We start from the raw sequence: 26,373 nt of genomic DNA, 5'->3' as shown, positions 1-26,373 counted from the left end.
CGGCCTCTCGTTCCCGCCCGTGCAGTTCAGGCCGAGAAAAGCATCTTCCACTCCAGCGGTAAGGCGATAGCGACAAAGGAAAAGGGAAGGTGGCTTCTCGAGTTCAGGGCGCGATGGCAACCTTGATGCCGAAGACGGACTGATCAGGGCATGGTCATTCAGAAGACCTGCATTTCGGTTCAACGCATTCGGATAGTGGTCACAAGCGGGCGAAACGGATCGTGCTTGTGGAGGTGGCGCATGGCATACACCCAGACTTGGTTAAAGAGGTTTCATTAGGCTTTGCGAACCTCCTGTCGAACACCGAGCAATTAGATGTCGCGACGCTTGGTTCTGCTGCTCACGAGCGCTGAGACTGCTGCGGGACCAGACGATTTGAAAATATAAATGCTTTAGCAAACTTTATTTTAGGTAACTCGTAAATAACTTTGCAAGGATAGATGGGTTACCAAGTACTTCGGAGGACAACTTCATGTTTTTGAAGCTGCAGAACCGAATCCTGGAGATGATTGCGTCTGGTGAAAGTCTGGACGCGACGTTGAACACTCTATGCCGCTTTATTGAAGAGGTTCTTCCCTCGATAACTTGTGGCATTCTTGTTGTCGAAGACGATGTGCTGCGTCATATTGCTGGACCTAGCCTCCCGGCTGAATACAGCGATGCTGTGGATAGACTCCCGATCGGTCCAGAAGTTGGCTCTTGCGGAAGCGCGGCGTTCTGGAAGATGCCGGTTGCAATCATTGACATGCTGAGAGATCCGAGATGCGCGCCCTACAAGGCGCTCGCGAAAGCGCTGGGATTCATGGCTTGCTGGTCAAGTCCTATCATTGGCGCAGACGGCCGGGTTCTTGGCACATTCGTCTTCTATTACCGTACAGCACGCGGACCGAGCGAGACGGAGGAGAAACTCGTCGCAGCCTCCGCCCATCTTTGCACGATCGCTATTGAACGGCATCAGAGAGTCTTGGAGCGTCACCGGCTTGCCTATAATGACTCCATGACCGGTCTTCCAAATCGAGCTGCTTTCGATTTGCACGTCCGCCAGTCGGCTCGGCAAAACCTCGGGCTGATGTTGCTCGATGTCGACAATTTGAAGTTCGTCAATGACACGTTTGGGCACAGGGCGGGTGATGACCTCATCATCGAAGTTGCAAACCGTCTCAAGAAAATGTGCGATCACGTGTTCAGGGTCGGTGGCGATGAATTTGCCATCATCTGCGACGCGGCCAATGAAGCGGATCTTGCCACTCTGGGTGCAGAGTGCCTCAATGTTTTAAAACCACCAACCTCGTGCAACGGTCACAGCGTGGTGCCGCTCGCCACCATCGGTGCATCCCTATGCCCCGCCGGCCTTGAAATGGAAACGGCAAGGCACCGGGCGGACATTGCACTTTACCATGCCAAGGAAACGGCGAGGGGCCGTTTCGAAATCTTCAACGAGACCACAACGACGTCAATCACGCGCCGCTTTGCTGCGATCAAAGAGGTCACGTCGGCTCTCGCGGAGGATCGGCTTGTTCCCTTCTACCAGCCGGTTATCGACCTCGAGACGGGCGAGATTGCCGGCGTTGAAGCTCTTTGCCGGATTCGTCGCCCGGATGGCGTCGTGATGCAGGCCGCAGAATTCTTCGAAGCAACCCATGACGTGCATGTGGCATCCGAGATTACGAGCCGGATGCTAAGGAAAATCGGCGTTGACGTGATGAACTGGCGCAGCGCAGGACTTTTTATGGGCCACGTCGCGCTCAACGTGACATCTGCGGATTTCCAGACAGGCAATCTTCGCGAGCAGCTTTTGCACTTCGCCGATGCTGCCGGTCTCGCACCGCATTCTATAATCGTCGAGGTCACCGAATCCGTCTATCTCGAGCAGCGAGGCGAATATATTCGTGCCGCTATGGTTTCCCTTCGCGAGTCTGGGTTCCAAATCGCCATGGACGACTTCGGCACCGGCTATGCCGCTTTGGCCCATCTCCTTGCTATGCGCGTCGATATCATCAAAATCGACAAATCATTCACGCGTCTCATGGAGCGCGATGCAGGTGCGAGGGCGATTATCGAAGGCCTGGTTTCGATTGCGGAAAAAATAGGAATGGAAGTGGTAGCCGAGGGGGTGGAGACGCAGGTTCAGGCTACGTCACTTGCAACACTTGGCTGTCATTTCGCCCAAGGCTACCTCTATTCCAGGGCTGTCAGCGCGGAAGATTTCATCGCTCTTGCAGCCGGTCGTCGTCATAATGCTAGGGTTGCCTGACGTTCAACGCTGGCATTCGATCGGACGGTATCGACATCAGGTCTCGGCAACTTTGGTCAGAGTAAAGAAAAAGCGCTTTGCATCACCTTTGAGGCACATCATTCCAAGGATGGTCCGGTCGTCTATCCGCCTGAAGTAGTCTGTCACAGGCTGATGGTCGTAGACCATTGCAACAGTCGGTGTGTTCTCCAGATCAAGAAGTTGTAGCGTTGCCGTCGGACCTTTGGCGCGGAGCATCTTCTGAACATAGGGAAACCAGTTTCGTGCAACTCGCGAACGTCCGAAACTAGTCAACCGCAAAGCCAAGGGAAGCGGTATGAAGCGAGGATCAATGGGAATTAGGCGCGCAGGGCCGGTACGAAACAAGAGCGCATCGGCCCGAAGGTTTGGATGAAACCGTTTTCCGAACCAACCCAAATTCTCCAGCACGCCATCCAGCGGATGGCCGCTCGGGACATGAGATCCGCGCCAAAGTCCGACAAGATCGCTTAACTCCAACGCGGCAAGCGATTGAAACAGATTGGCGGGATTGCTGGTTTGCAGAGGGTTTTCAGGCAAGTCTGATATCCGGTTTTCATACTGTAAACTGCAGATGATGATCCAAACGCCTCTATGGTCGATGCGTTCCTGCTGTTCTCGAATGCGACCTCGGTATCTACGCTGGCTGTGGTCTTATCAGGGGCTCCTTATGCTTTCGGAGTAGTCTGCGGCGGGTGCCGCTTGTGCTCGGTCAGTGATGTCAGCCGCACTCTTCAACTCCGCAAGGGGAAGATCTGATGCGAGCATATGATGGTCGTAAAGATAATCGGGAAAATATCCGGGTAGAAAAACACGCCAGTCTAGAGCCGTCCCGGGTGAGGTCATTTCCACAAGCTTGAAAATCGTTGCGGTCCAGTTCGTGGTCAGCGGCTTATAGAATTCCGGGTCATAAGAGAGCTTATTGCCCAGCCGCAGATAGGACATGAAAAGATCGCGCATTTGATCGTGAGACAGCTTCAATCGGAAAAGAGACACTGTCTCTCCTCGAATATTGGTTCTCAACCGCAAGATATCGTTCTCTTCGCCGGCGAGAAGAACGAGCTCGAACTGTTTGAAGAAACCGCCAAATTCCGAAAAGGCTTCGCTTTTCTCTCGACGCACTTCAGGAGAAAATACCAAGTGACGTCCATCGGCAAATTCAAAACTTATCATCGTATGCGCGATAGCGCGCATACCCCAGCTTGACGAGACAAGATCGACAGCTTTCAGCTGGTCCAGACGAAAGGTTTTTGTTTCCCAGTCGGGCTTGAAATTGCGCTGAGTAAACCAGTCGAAATTTCTGATGTTGTGAATCTGGATGTCGCCATCAGGGCTGAAATCGGCCGTTACCCCCTTAGCGTCCTCAATTGCCCAGATTTTATGCTGTGATGGGGTAATGCTGCCCCACCAGCTTACAACGATGACAAGGCAGATGGAAAAGACGAGCCAGGCGCGGATCGGACCACGCCCCGCCATACGCACCACGAAAGCTGTAATCAGCAAGGCAATCCCGATGAGGACGAGCGATAACGGCTTCGGAAACTGGAACCACAGCGCCAATGCCGTCCAGGCGCCCACTAGTGTGGCCGCCATTCTCAGAATCCAGGCAGCGAAGCTGATGAGCTTGCGAGACAGATCAATTGTGGCGTAGGCGTCGATCATTGCTATTCGCCCGAAACGACTTTGCCTGCCAAGGTGAAAGGACTGGCAAGGGTTGCCCCAACTGAATTGAATATAAAGGCGCCCGCCTTGCGGATATTGCCTGAGCCGTTTTTGTCCTTCTCCGCCAATTGGGGATACATGGCTGCCAGGCGCGCATAGCGATCGTGGTTGAAGCCATCCGCCGCAGAAAGTTCGGAGATATCGATGATCTGAACGTCGGCCTTCTTCGCAGCGGCCTGGACCTCTGGATCGCTAACATCGATCGTTCCGAGCCGCTGATGATCCTGCGATATGAAGCTGGAAACCGCCAGCGCCTTGTCGTCTTTCGAGACAAGCAACGTCATGGGCGGCGAAAGCGGGCCGATGACGGCAAGCTGTTCGCGGAACACATCAACATCGATGTCGGGTGCGGCGAGTATGACGTTCAAACGATGAATGACGGCGTCTTGCTTCGTCAATCGTAATTGGCGCACAGCCTCCACCGTCAGCCATGTGCCCATGCTGTGACCGAGAACGTCGATCTTGCCGATCTTCGGGTTTTTTCCGAGCATGGTCAGTGTATCGACGAGGCTATCGCGCGAAAAAGTCACCGAATCCTTGTCGGCAACATAACCAGTGATGCTTGCTTGCGATGGCCAGGCAAAAAGGATTGGAACGTCTTTATTGCCCGCATCGGCACTGATCTGGACCAGGCGATAAAGAGATTCCTGAAAGTTGTTGTTGAAGCCGTGGACGAACACGCCAACGTCGGGCTTTCGCGGCGATTTGGAACGTTCAATCTCGCGTTCGAAAGAGGTCCGGTCGAGAGCTCTTTGTTCAATCGTGACAAAATCACGTCTGGGATCAGGTTTGCCCGAGGGCCATTCGATATTTCCGGCCTTATGTCCTGGCGGCACTGAAATCGTGAACTCGGCATAGTTGATATTGAACGAGCGGCCATTGGTGAAGATATTCTCGCCGGGCGCCTTCCGTTCGCGCGTCGTCGCGACGTAAACCTTGACGGTCCTTGCGCCGGGAACCGGTTGGGTTGTCGCGCTAACCTTCAAAACATCCGGACCAGGGCGAGCTGCACATCCCGCAAGTGCTGCAAGGAGTACAAACATGAGGCATCTGATTGCCGACAGGGATGATGTCATCGATATTGTCTCATTATGGCCGCGGATCGCCGCGCTACCAAATCGGATGAAAAATCAGCTCGCCCATTGCGGGCATTAATATCGTCTTGCTTTTGCGTGAATACGCCATGGATGTCTTGGCGTATTCTGCGTTCTCTATCGACTATGCGTTGAACCTGATCGTTCGATCACGCTTCTATCGGTTCTGCCTGCTTTTCTGCCGGTATCCTAAACCATGCGACATAGAGTGCTGGGAGGAACAGCAGTGTGAGAACCGTTCCCATCACAATCCCGCCCATCATCGCGTAGGCCATGGGTCCCCAGAAAACTTCGCGCGATATCGGAATAAGCGCGAGAGTCGCTGCAGCTGCGGTGAGCATGATGGGACGCATTCGATGTTCCGTTGCTTCGATAACGGCCCGCCAGGGCGGCACTCCTTCCTGCCGAAGATGCTCGATCTGCACAACAAGGATGACCGAATTGCGGATAAGAATTCCGATCAGGGCGAGGATGCCGAGAATAGCGACAAAGCCCATCGGTGCGTTGCTGAGCAATAGGGCGCTCACCACGCCGATCAACGCAAGCGGCGCAACCGCAAAGACCAAGAACAAGCGGCTGAAGCTTTGCAACTGGATCATCAGGATCGTCGCCATGATGAACAGCATGAGCGGAGCCACGGCGGCAATCGGACCCTGTGCCTTGCCACTTTCCTCGACAGCGCCGCCGACGGTGATGGCATAACCGGCGGGAAGCGTCTTGGCGAAAGCGTCAATTTGCGGCTGGAGTTCGTTGACGATCGTTGCCGGTTGCGTCGGACCAAGGACGGCCGCCTTCACGGTGATAGTCGGAACCCTTGATCGGCGCCAGATCATTGCAGGCTCAAGCTCGTAACGAAGGCTTGCAACGGCGGAGAGCGGAACAGTCTGACCATTGCCCCCGGTAAGGGGAAGGTTCTGGAACGTCTCTATGCTGCCGCGTTCCGAAGGCTGGGCTCGGGCTATAACATCGATGAGATAGATGTCGTCACGCACCTGGGTAATGCTTGCGCCTTGAACGACGCTGTTCAGAGCGGTCGCAATATCCTGAGAGGAGATGCCGAGCTGCCTTGCCTTGTCCTGCAGAACATCGACCTTGACGACGCGGGACGGCTCGTTCCAGTCGAGGATCATGTTGGAGAGGAGCGGGTGCCCTCCAACGATACCCGAGACCTGCTGAGCATATTGTCTGAGCTTTTGAATATCCGGTCCGCTGACACGATACTGAACCGGTTTACCGACAGGCGGGCCAATATCCAGTAGCTTGACGTAGGCGTCGGTGCCCGGGAAGGTCTTTGTCAGGTAATCCTGGAGTTGCGCTCGGACCTTGTCTCGGACGTCAAGCCCTTTGGTCACGATTACCGTCTGGCCGAAGCTGGCATCCGGCGTCTGGACATCGAAAGACAGGATGAAGCGGGGTGCGCCCTGACCGACATAGGTCGTCCAGTGGTCGATGTCCTGGTTGCCCTTCAGCGCTTCATTCTCGAACTTTGCCATCTGCCGGTTTGTTTCGGTGATCGAACTGTTGTGCGGCAAATTCCAGTCAACGATGAGTTCCGGTCGGTCCGAGTTCGGGAAGAACTGCTGTTGAACCAAGCCCATGCCCATGACGGAAAGGCCAAACGCGAGCACGGTAAGAACAATCGTGACCCATCGCCAGCGCATCGCGAGTTTCAGAGCACCCTCGAAGAGCCTGGCGAAACGCCCCTTGTGATCCTCATGCTTCTTCATCGATTTCGGCAGCAGGGTCACGCCAAGCAGTGGCGTAAACAGCACCGCGACAATCCAGGACGTCAGCAGTGACACTGCGATCACGACGAATAGTGTGAAGGTAAATTCACCGGCTGCACTGTTGTTCAAACCAATTGGAATGAAGCCGGCGACCGTGACGAGGGTGCCTGTGAGCATTGGGAAGGCCGTCGACGTATAGACATAGGTGGCGGCTTTATGCAGGCTGTCGCCAACCTCCAGTCGAGCCACCATCATCTCAACGGCAATCATCGCATCGTCGACCAGAAGACCGAGCGCGATGATCAAAGCGCCGAGCGAAATTCGCTGTAGCGAAATGCCAAGATAGGCCATGACCAAGAAGGTTATCGCCAGAACAAGCGGGATGGAGACGGCAACAACCAGACCGGCACGCATTCCAAGGCTGATGAAACTGATGGCCAAGACAATTGCGATGGCTTCAAACAGCGCCCGGGTAAATCCGGACACCGCTTCATCGACCACCGCAGGCTGGTCGGAGACCTTGTGAATGTCGACGCCGACAGGCATTTCCGCCTGCACCTGTTCTATTTCCTTTTCAAGCGCCTTGCCGAATTCAACAAGGTTTGCGCCGCTTTTCATGCCGATTGAAAGAGCGATGGCAGGTTGGCCATTGACTCGGAAAAGCGATGTCGGGGGGTCGACATAGCCACGCCGGATCGTCGCGATATCGCTGAGTGGGAAGAAGCGATCGTTGACGCGAAGATTGATTGCCCGCAGGCTTTCCTCCGACGTGAACGATCCGCCAACCCGCACCGCAATGCGCTCCGGCCCCGCTTCGATGAAACCCGATTGCGTGACGGCGTTTTGGCTCTGTAGCGTATTGATGACGGTTTGCCGATCAAGGCCGAGGGCTGAGAGCTTGCGTGTGGAAAACTCGAGATAGATCGCTTCATCCTGCGCACCGATAATATCGACTTTGCCGATATTGCGGACCGTCAGGATTTTCGAGCGCGCACTCTCGACGAGGTCGCGCATCTGGCGTTGTGTCAGTCCATCACCGGTGAAGGCATAGATGTTGCCGTATACATCGCCAAAGTCATCGTTGAAGAAGGGGCCGACGACGCCAGATGGAAAATCGCCCTGAATGTCGGCCATCAAATTGCGGATCCGCATCCAGGTCGGTTTCACGTCTTTTGCTTTTGTCGTGGGAAGCAGTTCAACGAAGATCGTTGTTTGGCCCGCGACGGTGACACTTCTCGTGTAATCCAGGGAGTCGAGTTCCTCGAGTTTCTTCTCGATCCGGTCAGTGACCTGCTTTGTCACTTCCTCTGCGGAAGCGCCCGGCCACTGTGCCTGGATCAGCATCGTTTTAATGGTGAAGGCCGGATCTTCTTCCCGGCCGAGGCCGATATAAGAAAATATACCCGCAATGATAAAGACGATCATGAAATACCAGACGAGCGATCGGTGAGAGAGCGCCCAGTCCGAAAGGTTAAAAGTCTTCACAGGCTGTTCCTCTCGTCGATACGGATCGATTGCCCATCGGTTAACTGGTTGACTCCCGCGACGACGACCCGCTCGCCATCTTTCACTCCTTCCAGGACCTTGATCGTTGTTGCATCGGGGGCAGGGGAGAGCACACGAACTTGGCGACGAGTCACCTTTCCCGCCTGCTCATCGACGATCCAGACGAAGGTTCCGTCTTTCTGAAGCAGCGCACTTGCCGGCAGAGTAATTGCGGGGTCGCCCTTTGCCTTAGTGGTCGCCGTAACGACAGAGCCCAGCCGGAACGCATCGGGCGGATCCGCAAGGGTCATTTTTACCCGCTTTGTGCGCGTCGTTGAATCAGCGACGGGGGCGATTTCCCTGACAACGGCCTTGGTGGTGATCTTCGGATCAAGCTGCAAGGAAACCTGGAACGCGGCACCGGTTGTAAGCTGTCCAATGATTCCCTCGGGAATATCGACAACCGCTTCGCGTACATCCGGGCGGGCAATCGTGACGACGCTTTGTCCGGCGGACACGATCTGTCCCACTTCCGCGTTGGTGGCAGTGACCACGCCGTCGAACTCTGCGTGAAGCTGCGCGTCGTCAAGTTCCTCGCGAGCCTTCTTTAGATTTGCCTGTGCTTTGGCAACATTGGCATTGGCCGTCTTCAGCGCTTCCTCAGCCTGCTCGACAGCAGCCTCTGTGCCCGAGCGAGACTGAGCAAGGCTGCGTTGACGTTGTTCTGTCGACGCGGCGTTGGCTTGTTGGGCAAGCGCGTTCGACACGTCTGCCTCGGCACTTTTGACTGCAAGTTCAAGAGAAAGGGAATCAATCGCAGCAACGACTTCGCCCTTTTTGACCTGATCGCCGACATTAACATTGCGGGCGATGACCCTGCCAAGCACCTTGAAACCGAGTTCGGTCGTAAATTGAGGTTCGATCGTACCTGCCGCCGTCAGGGAAATGTTTGCATCATTCTTTGCAATGACGCTCAGAACCGGCCGTACAACCGGTGGTTTTTCCTGCTCCTTGCTGTCGCAAGCAGTCAGTAAAAACGCGGAAAAACCGAGAATGAGAAGAGGATTGCGCAGCATCATTTCTCGTGCGCCTCCTGGTACGTCACCTTCTGGCCTTCATGTAAAAACTTTAGCCCATCGGACACCACGAGGTCTCCCTTGTTGAGGCCGGATTGCACCAGCACGCTGTCCGTTTGGTAACTCGCTATCTCGATTGGTTTGGCGGCGACCGTTGAAGATGCCGAATCCAGCACCCAAACGGCCGGACGGCCAGCCAAGGAGGTCAAAGCTGACCAGGGCACCTGCATGCGCGGCATCGCATGTGACTGGAACGTACCGACGACAGGCGCTCCAAGCGGCAAGTCGCTCTTCTCGTCCAGTGCCACTTTAACCTTGATGGTTCCTTTTGTCGTGTCGATGGTGGGGGAGATTTCCCATATATGTCCAAGCACCTTGCGCGTTGGATCAGATATCAGCGCAACGGTCACATTGCCCTCGGGCTTCTGACCGAGATATAGCGCCTCGAATACATCAAAGACGGCATCGCGCGGACCGTCATGGGCTAGCGAGAATACGGATGTTGCCGCTTGTGCGACTTGTCCAGCCTCTGCATTGCGCGCCGTGATGATGCCGTCTGCATCCGCACGCAGTTCTGTATAGGAAAGGGCATCCTTGGCCGTATCATACTGTGCTTGCGCCGATACAACGGTTCCATGGGCCGTTGTTAGATTTTGCCTCGCCTCATCCAGCGCGGCTCTCGTCGTCACTTGTGTTTGAAAGAGACTTTCCTGGCGCTGGAGGGCAAGTTGTGCCTGCGTTTCCTGTGCCTTGGCAGCTTCCAGATTGGCCTGCTCGACAGCAACCTCAGCCAGTTGCTCCTCGGCATCGAGCCGAGCGAGGAGATCGCCGGCCTTCACTCGTGATCCGACGTCAACGAATCGCTCGACTATTCTACCACTGACACGAAATGACAATTCCGACTGGATGCGGGCGCGAACATCGCCCGTCACCATAGCCGCTTTCGTTTGCGGCTTCTCATCGACCTTAACTGCAATAACATTTGTGGGTTTTTTGCCTTCGGCGGCTTCCTGTTTTTGACAGGAGGCCAATATGAGGGCGCAACCCATAAGGATTAAGCCATAACGAAAATAGTGCATGCGCGATCCCTTGTGGCGAGCATCAAATTCGATATCATTGACTAACGGGTCAGTCAATATATAGTGCCGCTTGGTATCTGGAGTATTCGGGCATGGCAAAACCTCAAAAAAAAATCACGCGCGCCGAACAGAAAGCGATGAGGCCACGGCAGATCCTTGATGCAGCTTTCGAAGCATTTTCCAACAATGGCTTTCTGGCGACACGCGTTGAAGATATTGCCGCCAAAGTCGGCGTCACAAAAGGAACCGTCTATGTCTACTATCCCACCAAAGAGGATCTGTTCGAAGCGGTGATGCAGGACATATCGGTGTCTTTCGTTTCACTGATCCCGGAGATCGACAAACTGACAGGCACCTGTTCGGAAAAGCTTGGAAGCTTGATTCAATTACTCTATGACCGGGTTATCGATGACCAGCATGCAAGTCAGCTCTTTCGTTTCCTTGTCTCGGAAGGCCCACGGTTCCCAGACATGGCTGACCGCCATCATAAAATGTTCGTGCAGCCAATGGTTGACCGATTGCAGGCCATCATTGATCAAGGTGTCGCAAGCGGTGAGTTTCGGGCAGGTCCTTCAACGAAGATGGCAGAGGTTGTCGGCGGACCGGCTATGATGATGTGTTTCTGGAGGACGGTTTTCCAGGGCCGGCAGCACTTGGACATCAAAGAGTTCTCGCAAGCTCATGTGGACCTCGTCATTCACTCGCTCACGTCCCATCGGGACGCGACCTAGGCTTTCTGGTCTTCGCCGCATTCCATGATTGAATGACAACCGCTGACGCCGCCTGCGTCCGTTTTCGTAGTTCCCACTCACCGCAGATTACGCGCCGTGTCCGGGAACATGTGGTTGCTGTCTCGGTTCGCTCCTTGCAATCAAAAGGAGAACTCATGCGCGCGCTTAATCTAATGACTTTGCTGCTGGTGATCGTTGGCGGCATCAACTGGCTTCTCGTCGGTATCGCTGACACTGATCTTGTGGCCACGATATTCGGCGGTCAGGACAGCGTTCTGTCCCGTATTGTCTACATTCTCGTTGGGCTGTCGGCACTCTGGCAGTTGATGCCCTTTGCAAGGGCTATATCGATTGGTGAAACGGCTGCGGAAGCCAATACCCCTCGCCACTGATATCGGAGATCTAGCGCGCATGCCTTCCTGAGCGACGGTGACGCGCTGTTTCTTTTGGATGAACGCATCAGGCATTACTGGAGATTGCTTTTCACAGCATCAAACCTGGTGGTTCCTCCTGTTGCGCATAACCCGCTCAATCGAGTTTTTGAGAGAGTCCATCCTTAGCCTGCCCCTGACAACAACGACGCGCTACGCTGTGCTTCACGATCTAAAGCCCCAACGAACAGATGGTTTCTTGCCCCTCGAGCACTATGCTGCAGTCGGAGACGGCAGATCCGTCGCGCTTGTTGGTGCGGATGGCTCTATCGACTGGTGGTGCGCGCCGAACATGGATTCGCCCCCTCTCTTCAATCGACTTCACGATCCTGATGATGGTCTGTTTGCGGTCACGCCGGTCGATCCTTTTCGGATCGAGCGTCGATATCGGCCTGACAGCAATGTGCTCGAGACGGTGTTCGTGACCGTCAACGGCCGCGCGAGGATCACGGAATCGCTCAACAGTGGCGTCTCCGGACGTCTGCCATGGTGCGAGCTCGCTCGCCGTATCGAAGGTCTCGAGGGCGAGGTTGAATTTAGAATTGTCGTCAAGCCGGCGAAATCGATTGACGCGGGTCGGCGGGTTCTACGCCATCGCTCCATTTTATACGTGGGCAAACTGACAACCGCCTTCTGTTATGACGATAGTGTTGATCAACCAGTGGAGAGAAACGGCGAGATAGCGGCGCGTCATACGACTGCACCAGGAAGCAAGACTTGTCTTGCTTATCTTGTCTCTCACGATTCACCTCTCTGCGTTCCTGACCAAGATAGTATCGATTCCCGCATCGACCTTAGCGACGAGGAATGGAAGCGCTGGTCTGGTCAACTGACCTATCGAGGTCGTTTCAGAGATGATCTCGTTCGGTGCGCACTGTCTTTGAAGTTTCTTCTCTATTCGCCGACAGGCGCTATAGCGGCAGCAGCAACTGCAGGACTTCCCGAGCGATTAGGCGGGGACAAAAACTACGACTATCGTTATGCGTGGGTCCGCGACGCATGCTACACCGTTAAAGCGCTCTTGAGGGTGGGAGCACTTGCCGAGTCTGTTGCTGCTTTCTCCTGGTTGATGAAAACGGTTGCTGATAGGCGCCATGATCCAATGGTCGTCTATACGCTTCGCGGTGAACATGTACCCGAGGAGACGACAATCAACGTTCCCGGTTATCAGTTTTCCAAGCCCGTGCGTGTCGGAAATCGTGCCAGCAACCAGGTCCAATTGAGCTGCTTCGGCGACATCTTCGAAACGGCTGCCCTGTTCGTCAGTCTTGGACACATCCTTGATGAAAGAAGCAGCCATCTTCTCGCAGATCTTGCCGATGAGTGTGTCGACAGGTGGCGATCGAAAGATTCCGGGATTTGGGAACTGGAGCAGTTACAGCATTACACGTTTTCCAAAATCGGCTGCTGGCTGGCACTCTCTCGGGCTGTCGAGCTCTCTCATGCCGGGCATATTAACGAGGAACACGCCGCGCATTGGGCGAATGAACGAGATAACATTCGAACCTGGATCGATGAAAACTGCTGGTCTGCTGACAAGCAATCTTATGTCTTCTTCGCTGGAACGGACCGTCTTGATGCCGCTCTACTTTTAACGACACGGTTCGGCTTTGAGCATGATGATCGCCTTAGAAGGACCAGAGCCGCAATCGAGAAAGAGCTTTCCGTTGGGTCGCTCGTCTATCGGTATACAGGGGCAGAGCGAGAGGAGGGAGCTTTCGTCGCCTGTTCCTGTTGGCTTGTCGAGGCATATGCATTTTTGGGTGAGCCCACCGAAGCTGAAACGCGCCTCTGCCTACTCCTTGAAAAGCTTGGCAACAATTTTGGACTACTTGGCGAAGAAATCGATCCTTTGACGGGAGCGGCTCTCGGCAATATGCCGCAAGGGCTCAGCCATCTTGCCTTACTCCATGCCATTTTATCGATACAGGAAAACAGCTGATCGCGATGGATGCCATAACTCATCCCAGAGGTTTACCTTTGGTGTGCGGCTTGAACCTCAAGTCATTATTTCATTTGGATTGGCACTTTCGGCAGTAGTGCGCGTTTATGCGGAGCGGCAGCTGGAGGGTGAAATGACAAATCGTGTGACTGGATCGGGTGCGTCGACGCTGGCTGTAGCAGCCCTTGCTGTTCTTGGGGCACTTACGGCCGCCAAGGGGGTCGCCGGAAAACGGCAACTCGCTCTTTTAAGCCCAAGCCCGGCCGATTTCAGCCGCACCACAAAGACCAAGTTAGATCCTCATGGCAGAGACGCGGCTGTTCCCGAAGCTATTCCGCGAAAAGGACTGAGGGACGTCTTTTGGCGCGTTGTTTCCGAAGTCTCTGACGATCGGGTGCTGCTGGTTGCAGCTGGCGTTGCCTTTTATCTCGTCCTTGCTCTCTTCCCCGGCTTGACTGCCCTTGTCTCGCTTTATGGCCTCATTGCGGATCCCAGCCAGATCACCCATAATTTGAGCGCGGTCAGCGCAGTCCTGCCACCAGGAGCCGTTGACATTGTATCACAGCAGATCGACATGCTCATGCAACGGAAGGTGTCATCGCTTGGACTGACCTTTTTCTTCAGCCTTGCCATCGCTCTCTGGAGCTCGCATAGCGGCATTTTGTCGGTCTTCGATGCCATGAATATTGCTTATGAGGAGAAGGAGAAGCGAGGCCTCGTGCGGCTCAATCTCATTGGCATTGCTTTCACGCTTAGCTGTATGATCATTGCCATGATCATCGTGGCGTTGATCGGCATTATGCCCGCCATCTTTCGCATGATCTGGATCGATCAGTGGACAGAAACGATGGCGCTCGTTCTGCGTTGGCCTCTTCTTCTCATTTTGGTCTTTGGCGCCGCTTCGGCCATATACAGGTTCGGTCCAAGTCGAAATCCGCCGCAGCTACGGTGGCTCACATGGGGCGCGGCATTTGCGACCCTGGCGTGGTTCCTTATGTCTGTCGGCTTTTCTTATTATCTGGCGCATTTCGCAAATTACAGTGCCACATACGGAGCACTCGGTGCGATGATGGGCTTCCTGATTTGGCTCTGGCTTTCGGTTGCGATCTTAATCGTCGGTGCAGAGTTGAATGCCGAGCTAGAGCATCAAACGGCTGTGGATACGACAATTGGTCAACCAAAACCCATGGGTCAAAGACGTGCTCATGTGGCAGATACACTTGGAAAGACGATCGACTGAAGTCAGGCGATTCTTCGCAGCGCGCTCTCTCCCGACGTCGTATTTAGTTTTGCAAGACGGCTTGAAGCTTCTTGGCAAGTTGCTCAATCGTATAAGGCTTCTGTAGGAAATTTCTCTCCGGGTCGAGGGCGTTGTTCAGCATGACAGCGTCGCCAGTGTATCCCGAAGCATAGATGACCTTTAAATCGGGCTGCAGCTTGACGAGCGCATCGGCAAGCTTCCTCCCATTCATCCCGGGCATAACAACATCCGTGAAGAGAAGATCGAACTTTCGACCGGTGTTGACGATTTGGATCGCTTCGGCACTACCTGAGGCGAGCGTCACGTCGTAGCCAAGCTCACGGAGGCATTCGTTCGCAAAGTATCGAACGCGATCCTCGTCTTCGACCACAAGGATTTTCTGTCCGCCACCCTGAAAGTCTGGACCATGAGGCGAGGATTTCACAATGGACGGTTTGTGACCGATCAGCCGAGGGAGCTGAATGGTGACAACGGTCCCGTGGCCAAGCTGCGACTCCAAGCGGATATAGCCGCCGCTTTGGCGGACAAAACCGAAAACCTGGCTGAGACCGAGCCCGCTGCCCTTGCCGACCGATTTGGTGGTGAAGAAAGGTTCGAATGCCTTTTCGCGCACCTCGTCAGGCATGCCTGTACCATTGTCGGCGATGGAAATCCGGACATACTCGCCGGCTGGGATTCCATGATTTCGGAGAGAATTCCCGCTCACGGTCACGTTTCGTGTGGAAATACTCAGCACGCCGCCATCGGGCATCGCGTCACGCGCGTTGACGGCAAGGTTCAAAAGGGCGTTTTCAAGCTGAACATGATCTGCTGTCGTCCACCATAAGTCGTCGGACAGTTCCATCTTGACCTCAATATGTTTGCCGATCGATCGCGAAAGAAGCTCGCTCATGCCATTGATGAGATTGTTACAGTCGAGAGGTTCGGGAGAAAGCGGTTGCCTTCGGGAAAATGCCAGGAGCCTTTGAACAAGATTAGCGGCCTTTTGCGCGCCCTCTGTCGCGCCATCGATCAGCCGCTCCACATCGCGCGTGTCGCCGCGCATAAAGCGCTTCTTCAGAAGATTGAGACCACTCATGATGATGGCGAGGTTATTGTTGAAGTCGTGCGCAATACCCCCAGTAAGCTGGCCAATCGCTTCCATTTTCTGGCTTTGGCGAAGTCTTTCCTCCGACTTCCGCAGTTCTTCCGTTCTCTTGACGACCTGGTCCTCAAGGCTGCTTGTCAATTGGCGAAGATCGTGTTCGGCGCGTTTGCGCTCGACGGCGTAACGCGTGCGGGAAGCGATTTCCCGTATGAAAGCCAAATCTTCGTCCGTCCAAGTCCTAGGCGTATCATCAGTAGCAAACATCAATGCGACCAGACCGTTCTGCTCATGCACGGGCACTGCGACAAACGAAACTGCATGAAGAGCAATGAGATCTTTTGCTTTACCTGAAGTTCGCGCATCACCCCTGACGTTGTCGACGACAAGCATGTCGCCACGTTGCAAAAGCTCTTTCAGGTTCCGATAGCTTCGAAGATTCCTGACGCCTGACAGGCTTTCGATGCTGTCTTTTGTCCAGTCCCGCTCGATCAGGAGTTTGCCGTCGACAGGGTCGAAAGTCGCGTAACCAACGCGGGTTGCCGCGAGATGGTCGCCCAACATTTGGGCGGCTGCAAATGCGATCGCACCAGGGTCGTCAAGATTTGCCGTTTTTGCTTCGAGTTCGATGATTGCCGCACGCCGTAGTTCCGTCGTCTTCAGTTCATGGAAGTCAGTACAGGTCCCATACCAGCGCGTAATTGCTCCGTTTTCGTCGCGAACGGCCTTCGCCCGTCCGATCACCCAGCGATATTCACCTGTATGATGCCGAAGCCTGTATTCGATATGGTAGGGTTTTCCGGTCCGAAGGCACTCGCGCCATTCACTCCAGGCTCGCTCCCGATCTTCTGGATGGAACATGCCGTTCCACGCCGCGCCATCGGTAGAGCCGTAGGGTACACCGGTATATTCATACCAGCGGTCGTTGTAGAAGTCGTGGAAACCGTCGGGACGCGTCGACCACACCATTTGATCAATCGAGTTGGTCAAGGCTTTGAGTTCTTCGCCCCGCTCGCGGAGTTGCCTTTCGTACTCGTGGCGTTCATCGATATCGATGACAGAGCCGATGTAGCCGAGGAAGGTTCCATCTGATGTGAAGCGCGGTTCGGCAGTATCTATCGCCCAACGGTAAACCCCGTCGTGCCGGCGCAGCCTATACTCTTCCGAAAATGGCGCGCGGCGGTTAAGCGCCTCATGGAAAGCGGTCTTAAAGCGATGCTGATCATCTGGATGGACGGCATCGATCCATCCCAAACCATTGCCTTCGCCCTGTTGTTGGCCCGTAAATTCTTGCCATCGAGTGTTGAGGTATGTGCAGTGGCCGTTCTCGTCGACGAGCCACAACATGACGGGCGCATGATCCGCCATATTGCGGAACCGCGCCTCGCTTTCGCGTAACCGCTTTTCATAAGTTGTGCGATCTGTCGTCTCGTTGACGATGCAAAGAACTCCATCCGTCTTTCCCTTCGGACAGCTCACTGCGGAATAGGAAATATCGAAGGTAACCGTCTCGGGTCTTCCGTGCCGTTCAATGTAAAACGGCCTATCCTTCATATAGATCGGCTCGCCCTTCTGCCGCACTTGATCGAGCAAGGGCTTCAGATCATCCCAAAGCTCGGTCCAATATTCCGAGGCTGGTCGTCCGAACGCGTGAGGATGCTTATTGCCTATCGTCGGGGCGTAGGCGTCGTTATAAAGAGCGACGTAATCTTCCCCCCAGAACAGAACGATTTGCAAAGGCGCAGCAACCATCGTCGACACGATCGTGCGCAAATGGTCTGGCCACTGCGGCGGAGGGCCGAGTGGTGAGGTTGGGTTGAACGCATCCAGCAGATGCCTGACATGTATTGCATGGTCGTTGTCAGACCCTGGCATCTGCCTGTTGATCCTCTCGAAAAGCTCGCTTGACTGCAGGGATCCGCATCTTTTGACAACTGCTGCATTAGGCGGAGCTTGTTTGCCCAATGTCCGTATATGGAATAAAGCTCATTTTCTTCAAGGCAGTTGGACCTGTCGTGGCTCATAGCAGTTGATGGAGAAGCGAAATGCGAGAGACCTTCGAATTTACAATGTTGAACCGCAAACCCAATTTGAGAAGGGAGGCGCATCCGAGAAAAATTGTGCCGGCTTTCTCATCGATTAGAGTTCAAGCAAGAATGAGATGATATGACGTTCACACCACCTCTTCCGCCTGCTTTCATCGCCGCCCTGAGCGCGATCCCACACGGCTATTGCGAAGGCAGTTCTCGTGGAGGCCGCTGGGGGGCGAGCTTGAAGCGATCAGCGGACGGAAATCGGCTCAGTTTCTTTGCGGAGGACTTGGCTGGACAGGATATCGTCAGCTTTAACCTATATCGCTTATCCGGCGGATTCCTGACTCTGAAGCCATGCGAAATGTCGTCGGACAAGGTCATCGAGTTCGTCATCGGCTTCCAGCCCGATGATCAGCATCGGGCTGAAATTTGAGAGGCACTGCCGACTTTGGGCACTTGTCAGGGCTGTCCACCCCCGCCTGCTGCGCCATAAACCTGACCGGTTGCATAGCTTGCGTCGGAAGCGGCGAGCTGGACATAGATCGAAGCAAGTTCTGCTGGTTGTCCCGGTCTTCCCATCGGGGTGTCGCCTCCGAAGCTGACGAGCTTTTCTTGTGTCGCGCCGCCGCTGACCTGCAACGGCGTCCAGATAGGACCGGGCGCAACTCCATTCACACGGATACCTTTCGGGGCGAGCTGTTTTGCCAGCGATTTGGTGAAATTCATCATGGCGGCCTTGGTCATCGCATAATCCACGAGATTGGCGGAGGGATCGTAGGCCTGCTCTGACGTTGTTTGAATGATAGCGGAACCTTCTTTCAAATGAGCAAGAGCCGCCCGTGTCAGCCAAAACATACCGTATATATTGGTCTTGATGGTCGCGTCGAAATCCTCTGTCGTGATTTCGGCGAGCGACTGCTTTTGTTGCTGTCTGCTCGCGTTGTTGATAAGGATATCCAGCCCGCCAAGCTCTTTTGCAGCCTGTGAAACAATCAGGTTGCATGTCTCCTCATGGCGTAGGTCGCCCGGTATCGCGACACCGACGCGACCTTCCTTCTTGATGAGATCGATGACTTCCCGAGCGTCCTCTTCCTCCTCCGGGAGATAGTTGATCGCTACATCTGCTCCTTCGCGCGCAAAGGCGATCGCAGCTGCTCGACCCATTCCAGAGTCTCCGCCCGTAATCAGTGCCTTTCGGCCCGCCAATCGGCCTGAGCCCTTATAGCTCGTCTCGCCATGATCTGGCTTAGGATCCATTTTGCTGGCGAGGCCGGGAAACGGCTGAGACTGTGAGCGGAATGGCGGTTTCGGATATTTCGTGCGCGGATCATCCATCTTGGTTTCCGTGCCCTGGCTTGTCGCTGCGGAAGCAGCGACTGGCGCCGAACCTGCTGCCAAAAGGAGGCCGGTGCCACCGATCATCGACCGGCGGGTGAGGCCGTTGTCCTGCGTGTTTTTCATTGCTTGTTACCTTGCTGACGATGCGTGAGTAACAAACAATGAAGCTGAACGTTCCAGTTGTGAGGTCTCAAACAGACCTAAAGTGTGGTTGTGGGATAACTGAAGGCCCTTGAGGATGCCGCACGTGCTCCTCGACGTCTTGCTCTTGTGAAGCGCGTCTGCCGCACTGTCCCAAGGGCGCTGTCGGTAAGATGAGGTTCCGTTCTTGAGTCCGGGTTAGTCCATTTGGATTAGCTTAATTTCGCAACTGGAGCATATGCCGCCCCGTCATTCTCAACCCCTTGCGTTAGGCAAGTTTGAGACGCTGTTATTGGCTCGATGCTCCAATGTTTCCCAACTCTTGTCCATAGCCCAGGCCGAAGAGATGACGGGTATGCCCACGTGTCCGTAGTAGAAAGACAGTTGCCCCTCGGCCGCGTCTTCGGTCTCGCCAGCTATGCGATAGGCGTAGATAGCTGATACCAGGCCGGTACGGTCCGAACCGGACTGACAGTGGATCAGGATTGGCTTGGGAGCGGACGCCATGATCGCCGTAATTTCGTCGATCCGCTCGCGACTCAGCACTTGTGAAGCGGACATCCTGAAATCGATGTGTTTGACGCCGAGTTCCTGTGACGTCTTGATTTCATCGCGGTACCAGGACGAATCGTTGCTCGATCCTCGCAGATTGATGACTGTTTTAATCCCATGTTCTTTCACATAGGCGTTCAACTCGGCCGTTGTTGGTTGAGCGGAACGGTATACCTCTCCATCAATAACTGTATGAAAATTTCCGACCACCTGCAGATAAGCGGCATAAGCTCCGAACGAAGTGCCAACGGCGGCGAGCAAAGAAGCCGCTATGAAAAGAATTTTCTTTCTAACCATCGAAGCAAATCCTACAAATCATATTGAGTAGGAGATGCCATGGCTAACTGACGTAGACCTGAATAAGTGCGCTGATCATGTGACGCCAAAGACTATTTTGTTGAAAGAGCGCAACGACCCCCGTCAAAAGGCAGATCTAGCTTTGCGATCAAGACTTTATTTTTGAACAAGTCTCCCTAACTACCGGGTCGCTGATATAAATCGTGGGTGGCTGCCATCTCGCAACATGCTTTTCTTCATGACGGTGGCGAACTCGCCGACCTCATTGCTAGTTTCAACTGGTCTGAGACATCGCTGGGCGCAATTTCTGCGTGGCCCGATGTGCTGAAGACCACAATCTCGCTTATTCTTCGTTCAAAGCTACCTATGGCTTCTATCTGGGGTCAGGACGGTGTGTTGATTTACAACGCCGCCTACGCTGAGCTTTCGGGGGCGAGGCACCCATCTATTCTCGGCTCGAAGGTTGATGTGGCGTGGCCAGAGGCAGCAGATTTCAATCTCGACGTTGTTCGTCGTGTCCTTAGCGGCGAGGCGATCAGCTATCGGGATATAGAGTTTACACTCGATCGGCCTGGACGGTCTTCACAGGCATGGTTCGATCTCGACTATTCCCCCATCTGCGGAAGTGATGGCAAGCCGCTTGGGATTCTTGCCGTTGTCATCGAAACGAGTGAAAAGGTAAAAGCGAAGCGATGGCTCGAAGGCGAGAAAGACCGTCTTCGGAACATGTTTCATCAGGCTCCCGGTTTCGTCGCCATGATGCGCGGTCCGGAACATGTCTTCGAGCTTGTCAATCAAGCCTATTTGAAGCTTGTCGGCAACAGGGATGTCATCGGCCAGCCCGCTCGTGAAGCCTATCCGGATTTGGAAGGGCAAGGATATTTCGAGCTGCTCGATCAGGTTTATACGACCGGGAAACCTTACGTCGGTCATTCAATCCCGATCATCTTTCAAAACGAACCAGGCAGCCAGCCCGAAAAGAAATACATCGACCTCATCTATCAACCAGTGACGGATCCGGAAGGCAAGATTGTCGGCATCTTTGCTCAAGGTTCGGATGTCACCGATCGGGTTCTTGTCGAGGACACGCTGCGCTCGAGTGAGGAGCAGAGCCGTCAGATCCTTGATAGTGCCGTCGATTACGCCATCGTCGCGCTGACGATGGAAGGGCGGATCCTGCGTTGGAACGAAGGAGCGAGGCGCAGTTTCGGTTGGACGCAAGATGAGGTGGTCGGGCAAGACTGGGAGATCTTGTTCAGCGAAGAAGACCGTGCGTTGCAGATGCCTCGCGAAGCGATGGATAGGGCACTGAAAGATGGACGTGCGTGCCATGAACGCTGGCACAAGCGTAAGAACGGTGAACGTTTTTGGGCGAACGGCGAAATAAACCTGCTGCGCGACGTATCCGGTTTGCCGGTCGGGTTTGTGAAAGTCTTGCGCGATCGAACAGTACAGCATCTCGCAGAACAATCCCTGAAAGACGCTGAAGCGAGCTTGCGCCGAGCGCAGCAAGCTGGTGGCGTCGGACTTTTCACGCTGGATATGGCGGCCGACCTTTTGACAGCCACTCCAGAATTCTGCAGGATTTTCGGGCTGCCCGAAAGCCAACTGGTTCCGATCACGACGATCCAAAACCTTGTCGTGCCTGAGGATCAAGATCTGGCTTCCAATCCTGTCGGTCGTCGCACGGGCACCTCGACACTCAGCGCTGAATACAGAATTCGTCGCGCCGATAACGGGGAAGAACGCGTTATCGCGCGCAAGGGCGAGTTTGAATACGAGGAAGGGACGGCTCCGGTGCGGTTCGTCGGCGTCGTGCAAGACGTGACTGAGCGCCGGAAAGCGCAGCAGGATCTGCGCGACAGCGAGGCGCGATTCAGGGCGCTTGCACAGGCTATCCCGACGCATGTCTGGACCGCGCGACCGGACGGAAGTTTCGACTGGTATAACGAACGTGTCTACGAATTTTCAGGTCGTTCTTTTGAAGAGTTGGGAGGCGACGGCTGGACAAGCATCCTTCATCCGGAGGATGTCGATGCTGTAAGACAGCTTTGGTCACGGGCGGTTGCAACCGGACAAACCTATCAAGCGGAGTTCCGGCTTCTCAGCAAAAACGGTGATTATCGGTGGCATACGGCCCGCGCGATCAGCATCTTGGGTGAAAATGGTCACATCCGCCGCTGGGTAGGGACCAGCACCGATATTGAAGAAGAACGGGCGACCCGCAAGAAGCTGGAAGAACTCAACCGCACCTTGGAAGAGCGTGTTGCAGAGCGTACGGCCGATCGCGACCGGATGTGGCGGTTTTCTCAAGACATCATGCTTGTTGCCGATTTTTCCGCGCAAATTATCGCCATCAATCCTGCATGGACACGTGTGCTGGGTTGGTCTGAAGAAGATCTCCTGCAGACGTCGTTTCTCGACCTCATCCATCCTGATGACATCGATGCGACCTTGAACGAAGTGGGTAGGCTTCAGCAGGGCGCTACGACCTTCAACTTCGAAAATCGTTATCAGTGCCGCGATGGCAGCTACAGGATCATATCCTGGACGGCCACGCCGGATGCTCAGTTCATGCACGCTGTTGGCCGCGATATCACTGAGCGGCTCGAGGCCGAGTCGGCCTTGCGCAAGACCGAGCTTGCTTTGCAGCAGGCGCAGAAGATGGAGTCCATCGGCAACCTGACTGGCGGCGTTGCGCACGACTTCAACAATCTTCTTCAAGTCGTTTCTGGCAATCTGCAACTTCTTGAGAGGGATCTCGCAGGGAACGAACAGGCGCTGCGTCGGGTCACCAACGCGCTGGAAGGCGTCAATCGAGGGTCGAAGCTGGCTGCGCAATTGCTGGCATTCGGACGTCGTCAGGCGCTCGATCCTCGCGTTGTTAATGTCGGTCGTCTTGTCAATGGCGTGGACGAGCTGGTGAGGCGCACGATCGGCGACGGTATCGAAGTCAATACCGTCGTGTCTGAGGGTCTTTGGAATATTCTCGTGGACCCGACGCAGATCGAAAACGCATTGCTTAATCTCGCCATCAACGCGCGCGACGCAATGAGCGGGTTCGGCATACTTACGATCAGAGCTGAAAACTTTGCCCTGGAGGCGGACCAGGCGCCCAAATATGAGGACCTAAGAGCGGGAGAGTATATCGCGATATCGGTCATGGATACCGGTACAGGCATGTCCGCTGAGGTTATGGAAAAGGTCTTTGAACCGTTCTTCTCAACAAAGCCGGAAGGAAAGGGCACCGGGCTCGGCCTTTCAATGGTTTATGGTTTTGTCAAACAGAGCGGTGGTCATGTGGAAATCGAAAGCGAAGTCGGTAAAGGAACGGTCGTCAGAATGTTCTTGCCTCGGGCGTTTGGCGCGGAACAATGGGAAGAGGAAGTGACGGGCGGTACGTTGGAGCGTGGCTCTGAGACCATCCTCGTCGCCGAAGACGATGACGGCGTTCGTGCAACCGTTGTCGAGATCCTTCATGAACTCGGCTACCGGGTTCTGGAAGCCCGTGATGCGGAAGCGGCGATGACGGTTATCGAAAGCGGAGCGTCAATTGATCTCCTGTTCACCGACGTCGTGATGCCCGGTCCACTGAAGAGCCCTGAGCTTGCAAAGAAAGTCCAGGAGCGCTTTCCATCGATCGCCGTCTTGTTCACATCGGGTTACACGGAAAACTCGATCGTCCATGAAGGACGGCTTGATCCCGGGGTTCAGCTCCTGCCGAAACCCTATACGCGCGAACAGCTTGCACGCAAAATCCGGCAGGTCCTCAACAATCATCAAGCTCAAGCCGAAGTTGAGAAAGATCGAACCAACGAACAAGCAGTGCATGACCGGTCTCCAGTCGGTGATATTGGCAGGAATCTGCGCGTTTTGCTTGTTGAGGATGACATGCTGATACGGATGGGAAATGTCGACATGGTCGCCGACCTCGGTCATGAGGCCTTTGAGGCTGAGTCCGGTTCGGAAGCCCTGTCTATTCTGGAAACCGATTCCATCGATATCCTGGTGACAGATCTCGGACTTCCAGGCATGTCTGGTGAGGAATTGGCCAGACAGGTCCGTCAGCGATGGCCTCATATCGGTATCGTGTTCGCAACGGGCCGCAATGAAGTCTGCGAGTTGCCGGATCCGCAAAGGGTAACGTTGCTTTCGAAACCTTTCGGAACCGCTCAACTTGGCCGAGCGATCAAGGCTGTCTCTACAATGTCGATTGAAACCTAGTCTTCTTTTCGCCGTGCGCCGACAGGTTCAGCCTTGATAATCAGCGTGACGCTGAAGTTTTGCGAGAGTTGAATTTATAGGTCAGTAAAGCGCTGTTAAAGACTTGAGGTTTAAGTTCGACAGGACTTCTTTGAGGGCCTGTGTTGAAACGTCGGTTTGTGTATTTAAAACTTGTAGGCCCAGCGATCGTTACGATCGGTTTCTTGGTGGCTGGTCTCGCTGCCATTCCCTATTACGGCGTTGCAAGACTTGATGATGAGCTACGCGAACGCCAGGAAACTCTGGTAAAGCGAAATATTGCGTTGTGGGTCAAGGATGTCGAGTTCTCGCTTACATCTTGGACTGTCTGGGATGAGGCAATTGCCAAGCTCGACAATGATTTCGATGTCGAGTGGACAGAGCGCAATATCGGTCAGTCCCTGATCGGGACATCGCGCACACGCTTTGCAGCCGTGCTCGGTGCGCAAGATCAAATTATCTATTCCAAGACCGCTGATGAAGTCCGCAACCGCCCATTTTTTCTGCGAGGCCCCGAAGTTGTCGTTTCCGATGCGAAGGCGCTCCTCGAGGACGTGCGCCGACAGGAACCGTCGGTTCGAGTCGGTCGGCATCATGATCCGGCAAGCAACAAAATCCCTGAGCCTCTGACATCCAGTCGCATCGAAGTTCTCGGAAACGAGGCGGTGCTTTTGACCGTCAGTCTTTTCCAGTCCGATTTCGGGATAGCTCTGCCTAAAGGCGACCGCGCGCCTGTCCTGGTAACAGCCATGCCCATCACCGGAAGTCTCGAGAGCTTCTTTGGTGATCGCTTTCTTTTGGATGATCCGCAAGTAACGGAGTTGGCAACGCTCCCGCAAGGCCGCGCACATGTCGAAATCGCAGTCGGTAATGGCGGAGAAGCGCAGGTTTTGTCCTGGCGCTCCCCGACTCCGGCTTTGGACCTGCTTCATCAGGCCTTGCCATTGATCACCACAGTCTTTCTGGTTCTCGTCAGCGCTGGGTGTTTCATATTTCGCGCGTCCAGGCGGACCATCGGCGCCCTGGTGATGGAAGAAGAGCGAATGCGGCATGCCGCGACCCACGATTTTCTGACGACACTTCCGAACCGGACCTTGTTGGAGCCGGAATTTTGCGCGCGCGTTCTAAAAGGCCCCCTCAGCGTCATATGCCTTGATCTCGACGGGTTCAAAAAGGTGAACGACAACTACGGCCACGCCGCCGGTGATGAATTGCTGAAGACGGTTGCGGCGCGGCTGCGTTCAGAGATCAAGAACGATGATGTTGTCTTCCGACTTGGTGGAGATGAATTCGTTCTGTTCCTCTCCTCGACAATAGCGACTGATGCTGCGCGCATTTGCAGGCGATTATCGGATGTTATTTCACGGCCAATTGCGATCGACGGCAGCCATGTCATCGTCGGCGCTTCATTTGGTGTCGGCGAGGCGGCTTTTGGGACAGGATGCTTCGAGACACTGAAGTTGGTGGATGAGGCACTTTATCTCGCCAAGGCAGAGGGACGGGGGGCCATCGTTGTTACCTCTTCGAGGTCCGATAGCGCTAAAGATCATATTTCGACGGAGCCTGAGCCGTTTCGACAGGCATCCTAAGCAGCGTGGCATAGGTTGCGCCTCGGCTCATGCAGCGTGCAAAGCGCCTTGCTCGTCACAGCGATCAACAAATGCGAACAACATGAGAATAGCAAAGAAGCCTTTCTCGGTAGGTCGCCCACTTCATTGGACTAAAATCACTTCTCATATGAAGGGCCGTACATCAAGACTGATGCACGGCCCTTCGTTTTTATCGTCTCGATATCATGCGTTTCGAATTTCAACTCGATTTTCAAAACGATCCGTAGCGCTGACCGTCAGTCAAGCTGCCAGTCAG

Annotated in this window: 17 protein-coding genes; 8 read left to right on the top strand and 9 right to left on the bottom strand. The window is 54.6% G+C overall.

What is annotated here, in order from left to right; translation table 11 throughout:
* Positions 1-472: 472 nt before the first annotated feature.
* A complete protein-coding gene (locus VQ830_RS04635) occupies positions 473-2,254 on the top strand; it encodes an EAL domain-containing protein (RefSeq protein WP_337266899.1) in 1,782 nt (593 codons plus the stop codon).
* Between the two features lie 36 nt (positions 2,255-2,290).
* Here VQ830_RS04635 and VQ830_RS04630 read toward each other — a convergent pair whose 3' ends face one another.
* From VQ830_RS04630 to VQ830_RS04605, 6 genes are all read right to left on the bottom strand, one after another.
* Entirely contained in the window at positions 2,291-2,812 is a 522-nt protein-coding gene (locus VQ830_RS04630; protein ID WP_337266898.1) for a DUF4334 domain-containing protein, read from the bottom strand.
* A gap of 117 nt (positions 2,813-2,929) precedes the next feature.
* Positions 2,930-3,934 carry an Lnb N-terminal periplasmic domain-containing protein gene (locus tag VQ830_RS04625; RefSeq protein WP_337266897.1) on the bottom strand — a complete coding sequence of 335 codons (1,005 nt, stop codon included), beginning with the start codon at positions 3,932-3,934 and terminating at the stop codon, positions 2,930-2,932.
* Positions 3,935-3,936: 2 nt separating this feature from the next.
* The gene (locus tag VQ830_RS04620; protein WP_337266896.1) at positions 3,937-5,037 is read right to left on the bottom strand and encodes an alpha/beta hydrolase; all 1,101 of its coding nucleotides are present in this window, start codon (positions 5,035-5,037) and stop codon (positions 3,937-3,939) included.
* 200 nt (positions 5,038-5,237) lie between these two features.
* Entirely contained in the window at positions 5,238-8,300 is a 3,063-nt protein-coding gene (locus VQ830_RS04615; protein ID WP_337266895.1) for an efflux RND transporter permease subunit, read from the bottom strand.
* Positions 8,297-9,379: an efflux RND transporter periplasmic adaptor subunit gene (locus VQ830_RS04610; RefSeq protein WP_337266894.1), complete on the bottom strand. Its 1,083-nt coding sequence runs from the start codon at positions 9,377-9,379 to the stop codon at positions 8,297-8,299. The genes VQ830_RS04615 and VQ830_RS04610 overlap by 4 nt, the downstream gene beginning before the upstream one ends.
* A complete protein-coding gene (locus VQ830_RS04605; RefSeq protein WP_337266893.1) occupies positions 9,376-10,455 on the bottom strand; it encodes an efflux RND transporter periplasmic adaptor subunit in 1,080 nt (359 codons plus the stop codon). Before VQ830_RS04605 ends, VQ830_RS04610 begins: the two co-directional genes overlap by 4 nt.
* 92 nt (positions 10,456-10,547) lie before the next feature.
* Here VQ830_RS04605 and VQ830_RS04600 point away from each other — a divergent pair, with 92 nt between their 5' ends.
* The 4 genes from VQ830_RS04600 (at position 10,548) to VQ830_RS04585 (ending at position 14,799) form a co-directional block, all read left to right on the top strand.
* Positions 10,548-11,186 (top strand): TetR/AcrR family transcriptional regulator, encoded by a 639-nt coding sequence (locus tag VQ830_RS04600; protein WP_337266892.1) that lies wholly within the window; start codon positions 10,548-10,550, stop codon positions 11,184-11,186.
* 155 nt (positions 11,187-11,341) lie between these two features.
* A complete protein-coding gene (locus tag VQ830_RS04595) occupies positions 11,342-11,578 on the top strand; it encodes a DUF378 domain-containing protein (RefSeq protein ID WP_337266891.1) in 237 nt (78 codons plus the stop codon).
* A 238-nt stretch (positions 11,579-11,816) separates the two neighbouring features.
* Positions 11,817-13,559: a glycoside hydrolase family 15 protein gene (locus tag VQ830_RS04590; RefSeq protein ID WP_337266890.1), complete on the top strand. Its 1,743-nt coding sequence runs from the start codon at positions 11,817-11,819 to the stop codon at positions 13,557-13,559.
* Between the two features lie 133 nt (positions 13,560-13,692).
* Positions 13,693-14,799, top strand: coding sequence for a YihY/virulence factor BrkB family protein (locus VQ830_RS04585; RefSeq protein WP_337266889.1), 1,107 nt, complete (start codon positions 13,693-13,695; stop codon positions 14,797-14,799).
* 43 nt (positions 14,800-14,842) lie between these two features.
* Here the strand turns inward: VQ830_RS04585 and VQ830_RS04580 are convergent, their stop codons facing one another.
* On the bottom strand, positions 14,843-17,779 hold the full coding sequence (locus tag VQ830_RS04580; RefSeq protein WP_337266888.1) for a PAS domain S-box protein: 2,937 nt from the start codon (positions 17,777-17,779) through the stop codon (positions 14,843-14,845).
* Positions 17,780-18,070: 291 nt separating this feature from the next.
* Between VQ830_RS04580 and VQ830_RS04575 the strand changes: the two genes are divergently transcribed.
* The gene (locus VQ830_RS04575; protein ID WP_337266887.1) at positions 18,071-18,370 is read left to right on the top strand and encodes a hypothetical protein; all 300 of its coding nucleotides are present in this window, start codon (positions 18,071-18,073) and stop codon (positions 18,368-18,370) included.
* A 26-nt stretch (positions 18,371-18,396) separates the two neighbouring features.
* Here VQ830_RS04575 and VQ830_RS04570 read toward each other — a convergent pair whose 3' ends face one another.
* Positions 18,397-19,398, bottom strand: a complete 1,002-nt coding sequence (locus tag VQ830_RS04570; RefSeq protein ID WP_337266886.1) for an SDR family oxidoreductase — start codon at positions 19,396-19,398, stop codon at positions 18,397-18,399.
* A gap of 273 nt (positions 19,399-19,671) precedes the next feature.
* Positions 19,672-20,265, bottom strand: a complete 594-nt coding sequence (locus VQ830_RS04565) for a dual specificity protein phosphatase family protein (RefSeq protein WP_337266885.1) — start codon at positions 20,263-20,265, stop codon at positions 19,672-19,674.
* Between the two features lie 207 nt (positions 20,266-20,472).
* Between VQ830_RS04565 and VQ830_RS04560 the strand changes: the two genes are divergently transcribed.
* Together VQ830_RS04560 and VQ830_RS04555 are read left to right on the top strand one after the other, a co-directional pair.
* The gene (locus VQ830_RS04560; protein WP_337266884.1) at positions 20,473-24,489 is read left to right on the top strand and encodes a PAS domain S-box protein; all 4,017 of its coding nucleotides are present in this window, start codon (positions 20,473-20,475) and stop codon (positions 24,487-24,489) included.
* A 158-nt stretch (positions 24,490-24,647) separates the two neighbouring features.
* Positions 24,648-26,096 carry a GGDEF domain-containing protein gene (locus tag VQ830_RS04555; RefSeq protein ID WP_337266883.1) on the top strand — a complete coding sequence of 483 codons (1,449 nt, stop codon included), beginning with the start codon at positions 24,648-24,650 and terminating at the stop codon, positions 26,094-26,096.
* Positions 26,097-26,373 lie beyond the last annotated feature (277 nt).

This window comes from Oryzifoliimicrobium ureilyticum (genome assembly GCF_037199735.1).
In the GTDB taxonomy this organism is placed as follows: domain Bacteria; phylum Pseudomonadota; class Alphaproteobacteria; order Rhizobiales; family Rhizobiaceae; genus Rhizobium; species Rhizobium ureilyticus.
Note: the sequence above shows the minus strand (reverse complement) of the source record. Positions and strands in the feature narration are given on the sequence as shown.